This is a genomic window from Bacteroidetes bacterium GWF2_43_63 (assembly GCA_001769275.1).
Lineage (GTDB): Bacteria > Bacteroidota > Bacteroidia > Bacteroidales > DTU049 > GWF2-43-63.
Genome location: MEOQ01000040.1, coordinates 57,952 through 72,714, shown reverse-complemented (window position 1 = coordinate 72,714; position 14,763 = coordinate 57,952). Strand labels below are relative to the sequence as shown.

Here is a 14,763-nt window from a genome sequence, read left to right as displayed (position 1 = left end):
AAAAATCAACCTATGAAAAAGATTTTCCTTTTTTTATCCGTCATTTCAGTCGTGGTACTGAATTCATGCAAAGGAGACAGAGAGCCGGAAATGAAAGTATTGACTGATCGCATCGAATATGATGTGATGGTGAATAATGACGGCAAAATGGATCCAATTATGAATCATGTGAATGAAGATGTCAGAGTTGAATTTATCCATTTTCTTTTTGAAGAACTCAAAAACGGAAAAGCATTCAGCGACAGTGGTGCCACTACAGATTCAAAATCAGTACTGATGCTCATCCGCGAACTGTTTCCGGATGCCGACACTACGGTATCAGATCCGGAGGTGTATTACAAATTAAACACTGCGAAAATCAACAAACTCCGCTTCCGCGAAAAATGGGTTTACAATTCGGAGAATTTCAAAATAGAAAAAACGGTTCTTGCAGTTGCACCGTTGATTGAACTGGCCGACACGCTGGGTTATGTTTACAAAGCTGTACCACTATTCTGGATTCAGTGCGATACGGCAAAGGATTTGAAAGAAGTAAACGTACTTTCAACAAATATTATCACCGATGCTTTGGTTTACAATCAGCTTGAAATGATTTTATATCTTGATTCAACACCGGCTGATTTTTATTGCAATCTGAAAAATCCGGCCAAAACAGAATTTTTCGATGCGTTACTCGCTTCTGTCATTGACAAAAAAGTTACCGGATACAATTTCTTTTTCAATCCGCTCGAAGAAGCCGACATGCGGGTTTTGAAAGGTTACAGCGATACACTGACCGACTATGATGAAAATAATAAAGAGGTTCGTACCATTATTGAGCACAAGATCTCGGCAAAAGAATTCGGTCGCATCAAATTTGCGGAACGCTGGGAGTACTCAAGCAATCCGTTTATCTTCCGCAAAACCGTGATGGCTCTTAATCCTTCAGTGATTGTAGTCGATCCGCAATACAATGTTGTCAGAGGCTTCAAACCTTTGTTCTGGACAGTGTATGATGAAAAATATCTGCAGGAGATGAAGGGGAAAGTTTTGCAATAGCTACTTTATAACAGTCACCTGCTGTATATACTCCCGCTCATTGCCGTCGAATCCTTTGATGTGAATAATCACCGTGTAGACATCCTCCGGTGCTTCTTTAGTTCCGTCAGGCATAAAGCCGTTCCAGCCATGGTTGATGTCGGTGGTTTTGAAAACCATTTGTCCCCATCGGCTGAATATTGCCATGAAATAGGAATCGGTATTCCACCCTGTTCCTTTTGGACTGAAAACATCATTAATCCCATCGCCGTTGGGGCTGATGGCCGTGGGAATATAAATCGTGTACATTGGTCTTATCGAAACCGTTAATGCCGTTGAATCCGTGCACCCCGCGGCATTTGCCACCAACAAAGTAACCAGATATTGACCGTTACCGCCATAGGTGTAAGCCGGATGTTCTGCCTGCGACACGCCCACTCCATCTCCAAAATTCCAGGCATAAACCAATGCACCTGAAGATTGATTGATGAATTGTATGAACGGATCATTTTCGGATGCAACCTCCGGATCGGCCCGAAATAATGCAACCGGATTATCTAAAATTGTGATGTAGTTATTCATTGACAAAATCGCCTGACAACCGACTGCATCTGTCACTGTAAGCGAAACGGAAAAAGTGCCTGCATCATACGTATGGTCTGGATTCTGGACTCCCGATGTAGTTCCATCGCCGAAATCCCAGCTCCACGACTGAATGTTTCCGGGACTCTGATCGGTAAAATTGACCAAAGTCGGATTGCACCCTGTTAATGGTCCCGCATCAAACATAGCAACAGGAGCCGGATTGACATTCACCACTGCAGTTGCGGTTCCTGAACATCCCAAAACGTCGGTGCCGGTTACACTGTATGTTGTCATCGCAACAGGGCTGACTGTAAGAGCATCCGTGTTCGCGCCTGTGTCCCACAAATAACCAACGCCGCTTCCGGTCGATGAAACTGTGAGAGTCGTGCTTGCGCCTTCACAAATACTTATTGTTGACGGAGTAATACTCACTGGCAGATCTGTAATCACTGTAACAGTAACCGTTGCAGTGTTGCTGCAGTTGTTTGCATCGGAACCGGTGACCGAATAAGTCGTAGAAGTTATTGGTGAATCCGTAAAGGAGTCAATAGTCTGGCCGCTATCCCACGAATAGCTTGAGCAACCTGTGGCAGAAATAGTTGTACTGAACCCAATGCATATAGTCGCAGGAGAAGCAGTTGCTGTTATTGAAGGAAGCGGATTGACAGTAACAGAAACTGTTGCTGTGCCCGAACAACCCAGTGCATCGGTGCCGGTTACATTATAGGTAGTCGTTAAAGCTGGTGTCGCTGAAAATGAAGAACCACTGCCCGAAGGACTCCATAAATAGGTTGTTCCACCTGATGCAGAAATGGTTGTACTTGCTCCGCTGCAGATTGATGTCGATGAAGCACTGGCTGAAATTGCAGGGACAGGATTCACCGAAACAGTAACACTGGCTGTACCTGTGCATCCCGCGGCAGAAGTGCCGGTCACGGTGTAAGTTGTTGTCGCGGCCGGACTGACAGTGGCCGATCCACTGCTCCAGACGTATGTTGAAGCTCCTGATGCACTAAGTGCAGATGTCTGCCCGGCACATACCGTTGCCGGAGAAGCGCTGGCAGAAACAGTTGGATATGAATTTACAGTTACCAAAACGGATGCTGTTCCCGTACAACCCGCGCCAGAACTACCTGTTACGGAATAGGTCGTTGTTGTCGCCGGTGTAACTGAAAACGAAGATCCTGTTCCGGACGGGCTCCACGAATAGGTTGTTCCACCAGTGGCGGAGATAGTTGTACTGCCGCCGGCACAGACCGAAGCAGGTGAAGCCGTTGCAGCAATGGTCGCATTGGTACTTACCGCAATGGTTATTGTAGCCGTTCCGTTGCAGCTTGTACCATTGTCACCCGTCACGGTATAGGTTGTTGTAGAGGTTGGGAAAACCGTTATTGATGTTGTTGAAGCACCTGTGCTCCATGCATATGATGTTGCTCCGCTCGCAGTCAGGGTGCTGCTGCCACCCGTACATATGCTCGATGCAGTTGCCGAAACCGAAACGGTAGGCGAAACATTTACAGTGATCGTCTGCGTACTGTCAAAAATACAAGGCGCAGAGCCAACTGTATAGGTAATGCTGATATTCCCTGAAAGTCCTGACGGATTGAACGTGCTTCCGGTTACTCCTGTGCCGCTCCACGTGCCACCGGGTGATCCGGTTACAAGTGAATTCAGGTTTAGAGATCCTGCATTCTGACACATGGCTGCCGGAGCGGTCCATGCGGCACTGGGTGGTATATAGGGAGCCTGACAACCGTTGTTGTAATATGATGCAACGCCTGGCCAGGTGAAAGCAACAGAGCCACCATCCTGAGCACCGGGCGATCCGTTTTGCATTGTAAGCAAAGATCTGTCGTAGGTAATCGTATCGGCAATACCTGTGGAAAGATGCACCAGCACCATGGTCCGGGTTGCAGAAGATCCGAAATTGACAAAATGCCCGGCCGTATTTCCGGCATTCTGAAAAATGACATATAATGTGTCGCTAAGTGATGCAAAGCTGTGTGCCGTATAATCAAAGTCAGTACTGGTGATCATCAGCACTTTTTTGCCAGCGGGCAGAATGCCTCCGGTTGGCTCTATAAGCCGGCCGCAGTTTACAATCGTATTATTGATTGCAGCAACTTCAACAGGTTTGGCCGGAGATGCAGCAATCCCCCGCCAGTAATTGGCACTGTTGGGCCAGACACCGGCGGTGATGGAGCCCGTTCCTATAGCGCCATCCACCCTGAGATTCGAAACGTTTACCGGATTGGGTCCAACCTGAAACATGACCATTTCATTCTGCCCTTCAAGGTTTCCGGCGCAGCCATCTACCAGAATGCTGGTAATTTCAAATACTTTGGTCGGAATCTGGCCTGCAGCGCGCTCTGAACAAAATATCAGAACAAAAAGAATGATATAAAATATTTTTGAAATGCGCATGGCATTTTTATTTTTCGGTAAAGTCTTGCAAGTTACGACATTTTACAAATTGGGATATTATGATTGCTGAAATATATCCTCATTTTTAAGCGTTTCATCTATTCATAATAATTAAAAAAAGAGGACCGAACTTGTTTTCTGTATACGTTGACTTACAAATCAATAGCTTTATCTATTTTGTCAAATACTGATGAAAAACGGGGAGAAAAATGTAATAGTAGTCAGTAGCCAGTTGTGAGGTATTGTACTGGCAACTGACTATTGAATATTGACCACTGAATTTATTCCGCTTTCACAAACTTCGCATGCATTCGTTTTTCGTTTTCAATGACCGTTATGAAATACAGTCCCTGAGCGAGGTTCGAAATATTCAGCTTCCCGTTTTCACAGACGCCTTGTTGAACAATGTTGCCGGAGACATCAGAAATAAAATAATTTCCTAATGAAACATTACTCACGTAAAGCTCATTGGTAGCCGGATTCGGATACAGCTTCAGTGTATTCAGTTCCGTTTCTTCCATGCCGACAGACTGAATAATATTCAGCGTGAAGTCATCGAAATAAAAGCCGTCACGTTCCTCATAGCTATCGCTCTCCAGGCGGAAACGGAATTTCAGATTCATGAGCAGGTAATCCGAAAGGTCGATGTATTCTTTCACCCAGCTGCTCTGTGTTCCGTCATACAGTGGCTCATTCGGCAGTTGATCAGCGCTTCCGCGTGATGTGTATTTTCCACATTGCGGGATCCATGTGCTGCCATTGTCGGTGGAGATTTCAAACACACAATAATCATAGCCTTCTTCGATATCCCATTTGGCATAAAACTCAACCCATGCCATCTCAGCCATCATCGTACTTACGGGTAATGTCAGCGTTATCGTTGACGAAGTATAGTTGCTGTAACTTCCGCCGGGACTGTCGGTAAAAGAAGATGGCGAAGACACGAAATCCGAACTGGTTGTAGCCCAGCCGCCACTCCAGTTTGCCATGGATTGAGCGCTGTCGGTAAAGACCACGGCTGGCCATCCAAAAACTTTTTGTAGTGTGTCGCGCACCGTGTAAATTCCATTTGAAATGCTAAGCTCAAAAGGAAGCGGCATGCCCGGAAATAAACCGGTTGAAGTTTCGATCTGAAAAGCATCGAGTCTGGTTTCGAGCAGCGCCAGGTCGTTGTACACCCATGGGGTTGTTATCACCGTTGCATTTGGAGTCAACGATGTCAGCGTCACTGTGTAAACTGCAGGCGAATCGAGTCCCAGACGTTGAATGCTGAAAGGAATATTATCATACATCTCAATTGCGACATCCGATAAATCCTTCACTTCAGCATATTTGCAGGCGAAACGGACCATGTATAAATTTTCAGCAACATACAATTTGCAGAGATCATCAATCAGCGATGCAGCAGGCCAGAAGCCATCTGCAGGATCCCCTACCTCAGGTCCCCATGCAATGATTTTATCTTTTGCGGTCTGCTCGCCGTAGTACCAGTCGAACGAGCCACCATTGGCATTGTATCCGATGCATTGCATGGGAGTTCCATAGGCAAATGAATTTTCCGAAGCCATGTATGACGAATACGTGCGGTACAAAAGATCATCAGGCGTTGGCATATCTTCGTATCCCCATGAATACAGAATGACATTCGAATAGGTGTGATAATCCTGAATCAGCTTGATATCGTGCGCCAGCGTAAAATTGCGCACAGCCTGGGTTTCGGCTTCAGAAAAAGCTGAATCACCGCGATACGTCTCATCCGATCCGTTTGGTGATGATCCGATATCATCGAGTCCCCACTGATAACCGTAGTTTCTGTTGAGATCAACGCCATAGCTTCCATCGCCGTTGTTTCTCCGATTCTTGCGCCACATGCCGCCTCCGGAAGGATTGGTCGTTCGGTTGTATTCGTATCCATCCGGATTCACACAGGGAATAAAATAAATTTCGGTGTTCTGCAATAGGTACTGGATCTCAGGATTGGTCGCATAATTCTCCAGCAAATACCACATAAAAAAGATTTCCTGCTGCATGGCCATGGGCTCGCGCGCGTGATTCAGCGCCAGAAACATGACTTCAGGTTCGGTTTCATCCACATCGGGATTGTCAGAGATTTTTACATAATACAACTGACGCCCGCCGATGGTGTGAATGGTATCGACAATCAGACGCGCCGAAATCAGTGAGGGAAAAACCGAACGCATTTCATCGAGCTCGGCATATAATTCTGTAAGTGTCAGAAATCCGCCCATAGAGCCATGGTTGAAATGAGACGGTATTGAGTAATCCGGAATTTCAAAACATCCCGTATTTCGTACACTTCGCTGATTGTCGGATTGATTCTGTTTTGTATAATGTTGCTGCACATCAGGAATAATCACCTCTACGGTAAGACCGGCATCGCGCATTTTCTGAATTTGTATTTGCGAAAAGTCGCAGATCAGATATTCACCTTTCTTTATTTCGCCTTCCACCGGAATGCCAAGCGATCCGATGGTATTCAGAAAATCGTTGCTGCCACTGACTTTTGCACGCTGATACATTTCCTGACTGTTCGCAGTCCAGGCCACAAAAACAAAGAAGAAAAGAATAATGGCGGTTTTCATACAATCAGTTTTGGAATAAGACAGTATATTGAAAATTATGTTGCAATGTACAAAATGAAAATGATTTATGTTTTGCATGTGGAAAAATTGTGTACATTTGAAATCATGTGGATCAGCACCCACTGTAAAAGACCATTCAGAGCAACCAACCAGTCGCATTTGTGCATGCTGGCTGAAATAATCATATGAACTGGTAAAACAATAGAATGAACATCAAAGACTTTATACAGAACGACCGCTTCGCGAAACTGCTGGGTATAGAACTTATTGAAGCTGCACAAGGACATGCGGTCACACAAATGCAAATTACCGACGAGCATCTGAATGCGGTGAATATTGCACAGGGCGGTGCGCTGTTTACACTGGCCGATCTGGCTCTGGCGGCGGCTTCGAATGCACATGGGCTAGTGGCGGTTTCCATTCAGTCCGAAATAAAATATTTCAAACCCGCCGGAAAAGGACTGCTGACGGCCGAAGCCAGCGAAATTTCGTGCAGCAGCAAACTGGCAACTTATTCAATTAACATCCGTAATAAAGACGGAGAGCTGGTGGCAGGATTTCAGGGGATGGTATATAGAAAGAGTGAGTAATAGCGGTTGGGATAAAGTGTTGCCATTTTTTCTTTTTCTTACAAATTGCGTTGGTATAACAATTCCAAACTATTTAACATACAAATTTTAGCATTTCGTAGATTTATTTTGTACTTTTATTTTTCTGAATCAATCTGGCTTTCCTATTCAGCGTCATACTTTAAAATAATTTATTATTTTTACACCTCTGTAACTGCCCTTTATGAACAGTATTGAAATCTGCTTTACTCCGGCCCTATACGGTCACATACAAACGGAGCCACCTTTTACGGTGGCCATTGTAGATATTTTGCGTGCCACAACATCTATTTGTGCAGCCTTCGACAATCAGGTGAAGGAAATTATTCCGGTAGCCACCACCGAAGAGGCCCTGGATTATAAAAACAAAGGATATCTGATTGCTGCCGAGCGAAACGGTGTCAAACTCGATTTTGCCGACTTCGGTAATTCTCCGGATAACTTTACAAAAGATCATGTACGTGGTCGCAGTATTGTTTATAGTACTACAAATGGCACACAGACCATCAAGCAAATAAACAATGGCAAGCCGGTTGTCATTGCTTCATTCATTAATCTGACAGCAGTTTCAAAATATATTGCCAGTCGAAATCAGAACGTTGTTATTGTATGCGCTGGTTGGAAAAACAAATTTAATCTTGAAGATTCCATTTTTGCCGGAGCACTAACGGCTGGACTTCTGGAGCTGGGCCTGACGATGAACTGCGATTCCGCCCAGGCTGCAGTTGATTTGTGGTCCATTGCAAAACAAAATCCGGTTGCTTATATTCAGAAAGCGATGCACCGCGAACGACTGAAAAAACTCAATCTTGATTCAATACTTGAATACTGCTTCACTCCCGACCTGACTGATGTAGTGCCAATTTTCGACGGTCACAAAATCATTAATGCCACTTTGCATGAATAAAATACTGAGACCCTTTTTGTTTATTATCGTCATTTCATTTCTGCCACTGGGAGCTAATGCATGGGGATTTTTCTGTCACCGGCTGATAAATAAACACGCGATATTTATGTTGCCACCCGAAATGGTTGGATTCTATAAAAAACACATGGACTATATCATCCAGCATTCAGTTGATCCCGATAAGCGAAGCCATGCCGTGGAAGGCGAGGCTGAAAAACACTACATCGACATTGATCGTTTCGGTGAAAAACCGTTTGATGTTGTTCCCCGCCAATGGAAACAAGCAGTTGAACTGTATACCGAGGACACATTGAGAGAACACGGAATTCTGCCCTGGAATATTGAATGGATGATGTATCGCTTAACCGATGCTTTCAAGGAAGGTGACGTAGATAAAATCATCAATGCTTCGGCCAATTTTGGTCATTACATCGGCGATTGTAACGTGCCGCTTCACACAACTAAATATTACGATGGCCGCAAACCCTATCAGAAAGGGGTGCATGCCCTGTGGGAAAGCCGCATTCCTGAACTGATCGCTGGCAATTTCGACTTCTTCATTGGCCGTGCCAAATATATTGGCAAACCTATGGACAAAGTTTGGGAACTGGTTGAGTTGAGTCATAACGAATCGGACAGTGTGTTGAATATTTTTGATTCACTGTTGCTCAATTATGATCAGAGCAGCATTTACGTGATGGAAGAACGCGGAACGGTTGTATCAAAGCAATTCAGTCTTGTTTTCTGCAAATTGATGGAACAGGAAATGCAGAAAATGGTTTACCGAAAACTCGTAATGTCTATTTACTATGTCTCCTCATTCTGGTATACTGCCTGGGTAAATGCAGGACAGCCCGATCTGGACAAACTTATGACAAAGGAAGTCACAAAAGAGCATCAGAAAGAAATGGACGAGCTGGAATATCTTTGGAAAAACGGAAAGCCGAAAGGTCGGCCGAATCCGGAAGATGAATAGAGATAAAAGATATCCGATTTAAGATTTTTGATCTGATTTTTGAAGCCAGAAAAAAAATGCATGATGCCATTTTTCGGTTGTTGAAAAATATCTGAGTCTCTGAGACCTTTTTATTCAACAAGGAATTTATCGGAGTAAATCTGATTCCCGGAAATTATTGAAACAAAATAAACACCCGGCCGAAATAAATCAGAATCCACAAATACCCTGAAACACTGATCATCTTCTGAAACCTTTTCTGAATAAACCAGTCTGCCATTAATGTCATAAATATTCAAAAGTGCATCAAAATCGAATGGCAAGACAATATTCATCACACTTTCAGAACTTATAGGATTTGGATATATCGAAATTCCCTCCGACTCATTTTCCAATAAAAAGTCGAGAGCAACTACTGAACTCTGATTTTCAGAACCATCAAAATCAATTTGCGATAGTCTGTAATAATTTAATCCGAAAACGGGTGCTCCATCAACAAAAGAATATTCCCGCAGTTGATTGCTATTGCCAGCTCCAAAAACGATCCCTATACTACTGAAATCAAATCCGTTTACTGATTTTTCGACACGAAAATAATTATTGTTTATTTCAGATGCTGTCTGCCAGAGCAACAAAGCCGAACCACCCAATTTCACCGCAGTGAATGAAAGAAGTTCAACTGGCAATGGATCCTGACAAACAGCCATGACACTACCCCACCCGCTGGCATCCGAACCCAAAAAGGTGATGTTTGTACAATAATCCACTGACGACATGCCCTGCCCTGACGATCCACCAATAAAACCAAAAGGCTGACAATAACCCACCATAGACATGCTAAAACCGCTACTGTAATCGGCCGACGAATGAAAAACAATCAATTGTCCTAATGTATCGCAATACCATACTTCGCTACTACTCAGACCGGATCCGGTACCACTCGATGTGTATCGTGCGCCGTCAGCACAATAATACATGCTGCTGGCATCAAACCCATCACCCGTCATTGATGAAGTATATGGAGTGTTTATCGAGCAATACTCAACTGATGACAATCCACAACCGCTTCCGGATCCACCGAAATAACAGTCCTGAGCAACAGCCTGAAGCAACGGAATTGCAAAGAGCAATATGAAGTTGAAAAAACGCATCAGCGAATGCCTCTTCCTCCTCTGTTATTGAATCTGCCGTTCGAAGAACCATCAATGTAAACAGTTCTGTCCGACACGCGCAAATAGCCATATGTTTCGGTGGAGCCACCTCCCCTGAAAGTTGTTCCAGCAGTTCCGGTAACAGTACTCGGCCACGTTGATGCATCAGCATATCCGGGGGTGGGTGAACCGGTCAGATAGCCGTCACCATTCGTTGGGGTAAAAGACCTTCCAGAAGCATCATAAATATTAATGCACAGCTCAGCAACATTCCCCGACATTTCCATGACTCCGTAGTAAGAAGCCCCCGACTGCAACCTGTCTGTTGCAGGCCCTGCAGCAAAACCACTGCGCATGGGTCCAACAATATAATCGCTGTTGAAGTTGGCAATTCCGGTACCTGCAGCCGGTAACGAGGTGTTCTTCTCGGTAGCCATTCCGTCATTGCTAACGGTATTGCAATCATTGATTGTATTGGTTCCCCAGGCATATTCACCCGTAACCGGATAATTCGGTCCGCGGCATATTTTTTCAAACTCAAGTTCTGTCATTGGTCTCAATGCAGCCCAATCAAGATAAGCGCTCAAATCCTGCCAGCTCAGGTAGGCCATTGCCCGGTGGGGAAAGGTAGTGGTATAATTGGGCCATGTTCCCGAAACATTCACTCTGCTGGCGTTCACAAGAAGCGTTCTGTTTGTTGCCTGATCGGACGAAAGCGTGTTTAAAAACGATACATATTGTGATTGCGATAATTCATATTTCATAACATACATACTGTCATAGCCTACCGGAAAAGTTGCTCCGATGCTTCCTGGAAGTGTCGTTGAAGCGCTATTGCAGTATATGCAGCCGGCCGTTGTACTGCGGGTTATAGCGCCATCAGAGGAAATATAAAACGGGTTGCTGCTTGCCCCATCCGTAATAGTATACGATGACAACCCATCTCCAACATAAAATGCGCCACGCGGAACCATCACCATTTCAATAGCAAATACCTGAAAATCGTAGCTTGAGCCAAGCCCTGGTGAAACAAGTTTAAGTTTTACCGTATCGTTGCTGATTGAGCCACTGCCGGAAGATGAGCGGCGAACGATGAGACCTTTCCCATCGCTCAGCTTGTATGGGTCTATCATCAGCGGAGCCTGAACGGAATGTGCTGAAGCCGACATGCTCAGTTGTGCATGACTCCATGCATTGGTCGAAGCACAATTACGGTACTTTACAAACAAATAAACGCCATCCCAGTTATGCGGAGCTGATGCCGTATGCCACGAATTATCCCAACTTATGGTGAAAACCAATTCATTGGAAGCATTGAGTACCGGCGTGCCAAGCTGAACATTATTGGCGAACACAATTTGAGTAGCTGAGAAAAACAACAGAAAGGCAAGAAACTTTTGCATGCAATATACATTTGCGCAAAAGTAACAATCAGCCCGATACAGCGCTGTTTCCTACAGTTATCAAATGGTTAGCACAGGGTGGGTTTTGCTCATTTCCACAAAAAAACCGGACTTCATCCGGTTTCAATCTGGTTTATTTTCTTTCTTTCAGCAAATCTCTGATCTCGCTCAGCAGCTCCTGATCTTTAGTTGGAGCAGGTGGCGCAGCCGGAGCTTCTTCCTTTTTCTTCGAAAGGTTATTGGCAACCTTCACAACCAGGAAGACACAAAGCGCAATAATTAAAAAGTCAATTACATTTTGAATAAACATGCCATAATTCAAAGTAACCGCGGGGACTTCACCGACTGCATCCTGAAGCACCACGGAGAGGTCTTTGAAATCGACACCACCCATAAGTATTCCAATCGGTGGCATCAGAATGTCATTGACAAACGATGTGACAATTTTTCCAAAAGCAGCACCGATAATTACTGCTACAGCCAGGTCAAGAACATTGCCTTTGCTGATGAAATCACGAAATTCTTTCAACATTTTCATAGGTTGTTTATTTAGAATTTATAAGAAAATCCAAGTCCGAAAACTTCTTTAAACTGAGTACGCGGGCCTTTTCCAATAACATCACCCGCCTCATTTCTGATCTCAATATCAATGTCATCATCGTAAATCAGTGTGGTTCCAATCGTTACGGTGATAAATTTATTGACTTTCATACCAATATTGGTTTCCCAATAAACATCAATGTTCAGCGGATTATGGAGATAATTGGTGAACAATTCCAATTTGGTATTCAGTTTCACATTTTTCATAACGTCCTTCGAAAATGCGCCTTTAAAATATCCACCAAACTCAGAACGCATTTTCTTTCCAGGTGTCGCAATGGAGCTGTCAACCGGATTGAGCACAGCTGGTTCAACCCCGAATGCACCGGCATTTGCAAGAAGCTCGTCCGTAACGATAGTCATTTTGCCGGTTACAGGCGCTATAAACAAACTGAGCCAATCGCCTCTCTTGAAATCGTATCCTGCGGCAAACAACAAATATCCGGGAGCCATAAAGTTTGAAATAATCGTGGAATCGTCTGGATAATTGTATCCAGGCATAAACTGGGTTTTGAAATTAAGTAAGGCTGCAGCAAAACTATTGGTTGTAAGCTTTCGTCCAAACTTGGATGAAAAGTCGATTTTATCATCGGTTTTGCGCATATCCTGATCGCCTTGTTTCATTATGCCATAGCCAAGTTCCAGTGTATTATCCCACGAAATTTTCGCTTTTTTGTAATTAGCAAAAGTGTTCACCAGCGAGTTTCCGCTGAATGAGTTCTCACCCCCTGCAGCCCAGTTGCTGAGCGACACCTGACTGAACGCAACGGTAAACATTCCGCCTTTTTTCCAACCTTCGGTTGAGTCATTGTTTAGTTTGCGTAAATCTGTTTCTTTATCCGTTACCTGCGCTGACACAGACAAGGTCAGAAACAACAAAGAAAAAAGTAAAAGATTTTTCATAAGCAGCATTTTAAAATAAAACGGCTATCTCCGAATTTCAAAGATAGCCGTTTTAATGGTTTAATAATTAGAAGTTTACTTTGAATTCAACGCGACGGTTTTTGGCGCGACCTGCTGCTGTAGCATTATCCTCAACAGGTTTTGCTTCTCCGTAACCCTGAGCTGTCATGCGAGCTGCATCAACACCTTTGTCGGAAAGATATTTCTTAACGGCATTGGCTCTGCGATTCGAAAGATCGAGGTTGGCATCGTCGTCACCGACATTATCGGTGTGACCATTGATTTCGAGCAGGTATTCCGGGTTTTCCTGCATAATCTTCACAACATTATTCAAAATTATAAAAGAAGTTGGTCTGATAACATCTTTGCCAGTTTCAAACTGAATACCAGTCAGGGCCTGAGTAAATATTTTTATTACTTCAGCCTTCACTTCAGGACAACCTTTGTTGGCAACAACACCGGGTACATCCGGACATTTGTCATCAATGTCGGCAACTTTGTCGCCATCGCGATCGGGACAACCTTTCATTTCAACTGGACCAGCAACTTTCGGGCAACGGTCTTCGCTATCCTGAATGCCGTCATTGTCGGTGTCAGGGCAACCCTGGAATTTTTCGATTCCAGCTACGCTTGGACATTTGTCTTCGCTATCCTGAATGCCATCATTGTCCGAATCCGGGCAACCAGCAAATTTTACAATACCAGCAACATCAGGACAATTGTCGTTTTTATCGGCAATGCCATCTTTGTCTCTGTCCGGACATCCGGCAAGACTGCTAAGTCCGGCAACATCAGGGCACTCATCAACATTGTCCATCACGCCATCACCATCGCTGTCGGCAGGGCATCCCTCGGTATTAACGACTGAGCCGGCAGGCGAATTGAGACATTTGTCAAATTTGTCTTTCACACCATCTTTGTCACCATCACATGGCGCACCAAAGCTGAATACAAGGCCTATGTTATGTTTAGCATAGCCATCATTTCTTACTGCAACGCGAAAATCACGATCATCGTTATGAGTGAACTGATAAATGCCAATGTATTGAAAAGCCAATTTTGGACTGATTTGATACTTCAATCCCACGCCAAGAGGAATGATGAAATCTACGCCACTGGTGCTGATTCTTTCACCGGAATAGTACGCAATGCCTACCCCGGCAATTATTGAAGGAGAAAACTTCCACATGGAAGGGAAGATTACATCATTGTTCAATTTGTACGAAAATAATGCCGACGGGTCAAGTTTCTTGCCTAGAAAATTTGCGGTCGGTTGATTGTAATAGCCGTAATCACCAAAGCTGGCATTCAATCCGAGATCGAAAGAAGGACTAAGATAGCGGTTTAATTGCAGAGCCCCAAATCCATAAAAAGCTTTGTTGAAATCCCCGAAGGCGTTTCCAAGGTCCCCATTATACTCATTCTTTCCCCCGTAGAGTCCCAAAGACCATTTGTTATCGATTGTTTGTGCTTCTAAAGCAGGTAATAACAAAATGGTTAATAAAAATAATCCTGTTAACTTTTTCATGTTTCTGAATATTAATTTCAATTTGAAATGTAAAGATACAATGAATTAAGTATGGAATCAATTATTTAGACTGTTAAAT

At 44.0% G+C, this 14,763-nt stretch carries 11 protein-coding genes; 4 read left to right on the top strand and 7 right to left on the bottom strand.

Features of this window, described 5'->3' with window-relative positions:
• Window positions 1-12: 12 nt before the first annotated feature.
• Entirely contained in the window at window positions 13-1,038 is a 1,026-nt protein-coding gene (locus tag A2W93_02635) for a hypothetical protein (protein ID OFY53566.1), read from the top strand.
• Here A2W93_02635 and A2W93_02630 read toward each other — a convergent pair whose 3' ends face one another.
• Both A2W93_02630 and A2W93_02625 read right to left on the bottom strand, forming a co-directional pair.
• A complete protein-coding gene (locus A2W93_02630) occupies window positions 1,039-4,026 on the bottom strand; it encodes a hypothetical protein (GenBank protein OFY53565.1) in 2,988 nt (995 codons plus the stop codon).
• 281 nt (window positions 4,027-4,307) lie between these two features.
• Window positions 4,308-6,707 carry a hypothetical protein gene (locus tag A2W93_02625; GenBank protein ID OFY53564.1) on the bottom strand — a complete coding sequence of 800 codons (2,400 nt, stop codon included), beginning with the start codon at window positions 6,705-6,707 and terminating at the stop codon, window positions 4,308-4,310.
• Between the two features lie 128 nt (window positions 6,708-6,835).
• Here A2W93_02625 and A2W93_02620 point away from each other — a divergent pair, with 128 nt between their 5' ends.
• The 3 genes from A2W93_02620 to A2W93_02610 all read left to right on the top strand — a co-directional run bounded on the left by A2W93_02620 (window position 6,836) and on the right by A2W93_02610 (window position 9,120).
• A complete protein-coding gene (locus A2W93_02620; protein OFY53563.1) occupies window positions 6,836-7,219 on the top strand; it encodes a hypothetical protein in 384 nt (127 codons plus the stop codon).
• Window positions 7,220-7,421: 202 nt separating this feature from the next.
• The gene (locus tag A2W93_02615) at window positions 7,422-8,144 is read left to right on the top strand and encodes a hypothetical protein (protein OFY53562.1); all 723 of its coding nucleotides are present in this window, start codon (window positions 7,422-7,424) and stop codon (window positions 8,142-8,144) included.
• Complete coding sequence (locus tag A2W93_02610) at window positions 8,137-9,120, top strand: hypothetical protein (GenBank protein ID OFY53561.1); 984 nt, start codon at window positions 8,137-8,139, stop codon at window positions 9,118-9,120. The genes A2W93_02615 and A2W93_02610 overlap by 8 nt, the downstream gene beginning before the upstream one ends.
• Window positions 9,121-9,230: 110 nt before the next feature.
• Here A2W93_02610 and A2W93_02605 read toward each other — a convergent pair whose 3' ends face one another.
• The 5 genes from A2W93_02605 to A2W93_02585 all read right to left on the bottom strand — a co-directional run bounded on the left by A2W93_02605 (window position 9,231) and on the right by A2W93_02585 (window position 14,648).
• Window positions 9,231-10,250, bottom strand: coding sequence for a hypothetical protein (locus A2W93_02605; protein ID OFY53560.1), 1,020 nt, complete (start codon window positions 10,248-10,250; stop codon window positions 9,231-9,233).
• Complete coding sequence (locus A2W93_02600) at window positions 10,250-11,653, bottom strand: hypothetical protein (GenBank protein OFY53559.1); 1,404 nt, start codon at window positions 11,651-11,653, stop codon at window positions 10,250-10,252. The genes A2W93_02605 and A2W93_02600 overlap by 1 nt, the downstream gene beginning before the upstream one ends.
• Before the next feature lie 133 nt (window positions 11,654-11,786).
• Entirely contained in the window at window positions 11,787-12,191 is a 405-nt protein-coding gene (gene mscL, locus A2W93_02595) for a large-conductance mechanosensitive channel (GenBank protein ID OFY53558.1), read from the bottom strand.
• A gap of 11 nt (window positions 12,192-12,202) precedes the next feature.
• A complete protein-coding gene (locus A2W93_02590; protein ID OFY53557.1) occupies window positions 12,203-13,165 on the bottom strand; it encodes a hypothetical protein in 963 nt (320 codons plus the stop codon).
• A gap of 58 nt (window positions 13,166-13,223) precedes the next feature.
• Window positions 13,224-14,648: a hypothetical protein gene (locus A2W93_02585; GenBank protein ID OFY53556.1), complete on the bottom strand. Its 1,425-nt coding sequence runs from the start codon at window positions 14,646-14,648 to the stop codon at window positions 13,224-13,226.
• Window positions 14,649-14,763 lie beyond the last annotated feature (115 nt).

Excerpts from the sequence above, each read along its gene's own strand:
- A2W93_02620 (OFY53563.1), top strand. The coding sequence starts at position 6,836 with ATGAACATCAAAGACTTTATACAGAACGACCGCTTCGCGAAACTGCTG.
- A2W93_02630 (OFY53565.1), bottom strand. The coding sequence starts at position 4,026 with ATGCGCATTTCAAAAATATTTTATATCATTCTTTTTGTTCTGATATTT.
- A2W93_02600 (OFY53559.1), bottom strand. The coding sequence starts at position 11,653 with ATGCAAAAGTTTCTTGCCTTTCTGTTGTTTTTCTCAGCTACTCAAATT.
- A2W93_02590 (OFY53557.1), bottom strand. The coding sequence starts at position 13,165 with ATGCTGCTTATGAAAAATCTTTTACTTTTTTCTTTGTTGTTTCTGACC.
- A2W93_02615 (OFY53562.1), top strand. The coding sequence starts at position 7,422 with ATGAACAGTATTGAAATCTGCTTTACTCCGGCCCTATACGGTCACATA.
- A2W93_02635 (OFY53566.1), top strand. The coding sequence starts at position 13 with ATGAAAAAGATTTTCCTTTTTTTATCCGTCATTTCAGTCGTGGTACTG.
- A2W93_02610 (OFY53561.1), top strand. The coding sequence starts at position 8,137 with ATGAATAAAATACTGAGACCCTTTTTGTTTATTATCGTCATTTCATTT.
- mscL (OFY53558.1), bottom strand. The coding sequence starts at position 12,191 with ATGAAAATGTTGAAAGAATTTCGTGATTTCATCAGCAAAGGCAATGTT.
- A2W93_02605 (OFY53560.1), bottom strand. The coding sequence starts at position 10,250 with ATGCGTTTTTTCAACTTCATATTGCTCTTTGCAATTCCGTTGCTTCAG.
- A2W93_02625 (OFY53564.1), bottom strand. The coding sequence starts at position 6,707 with ATGCAAAACATAAATCATTTTCATTTTGTACATTGCAACATAATTTTC.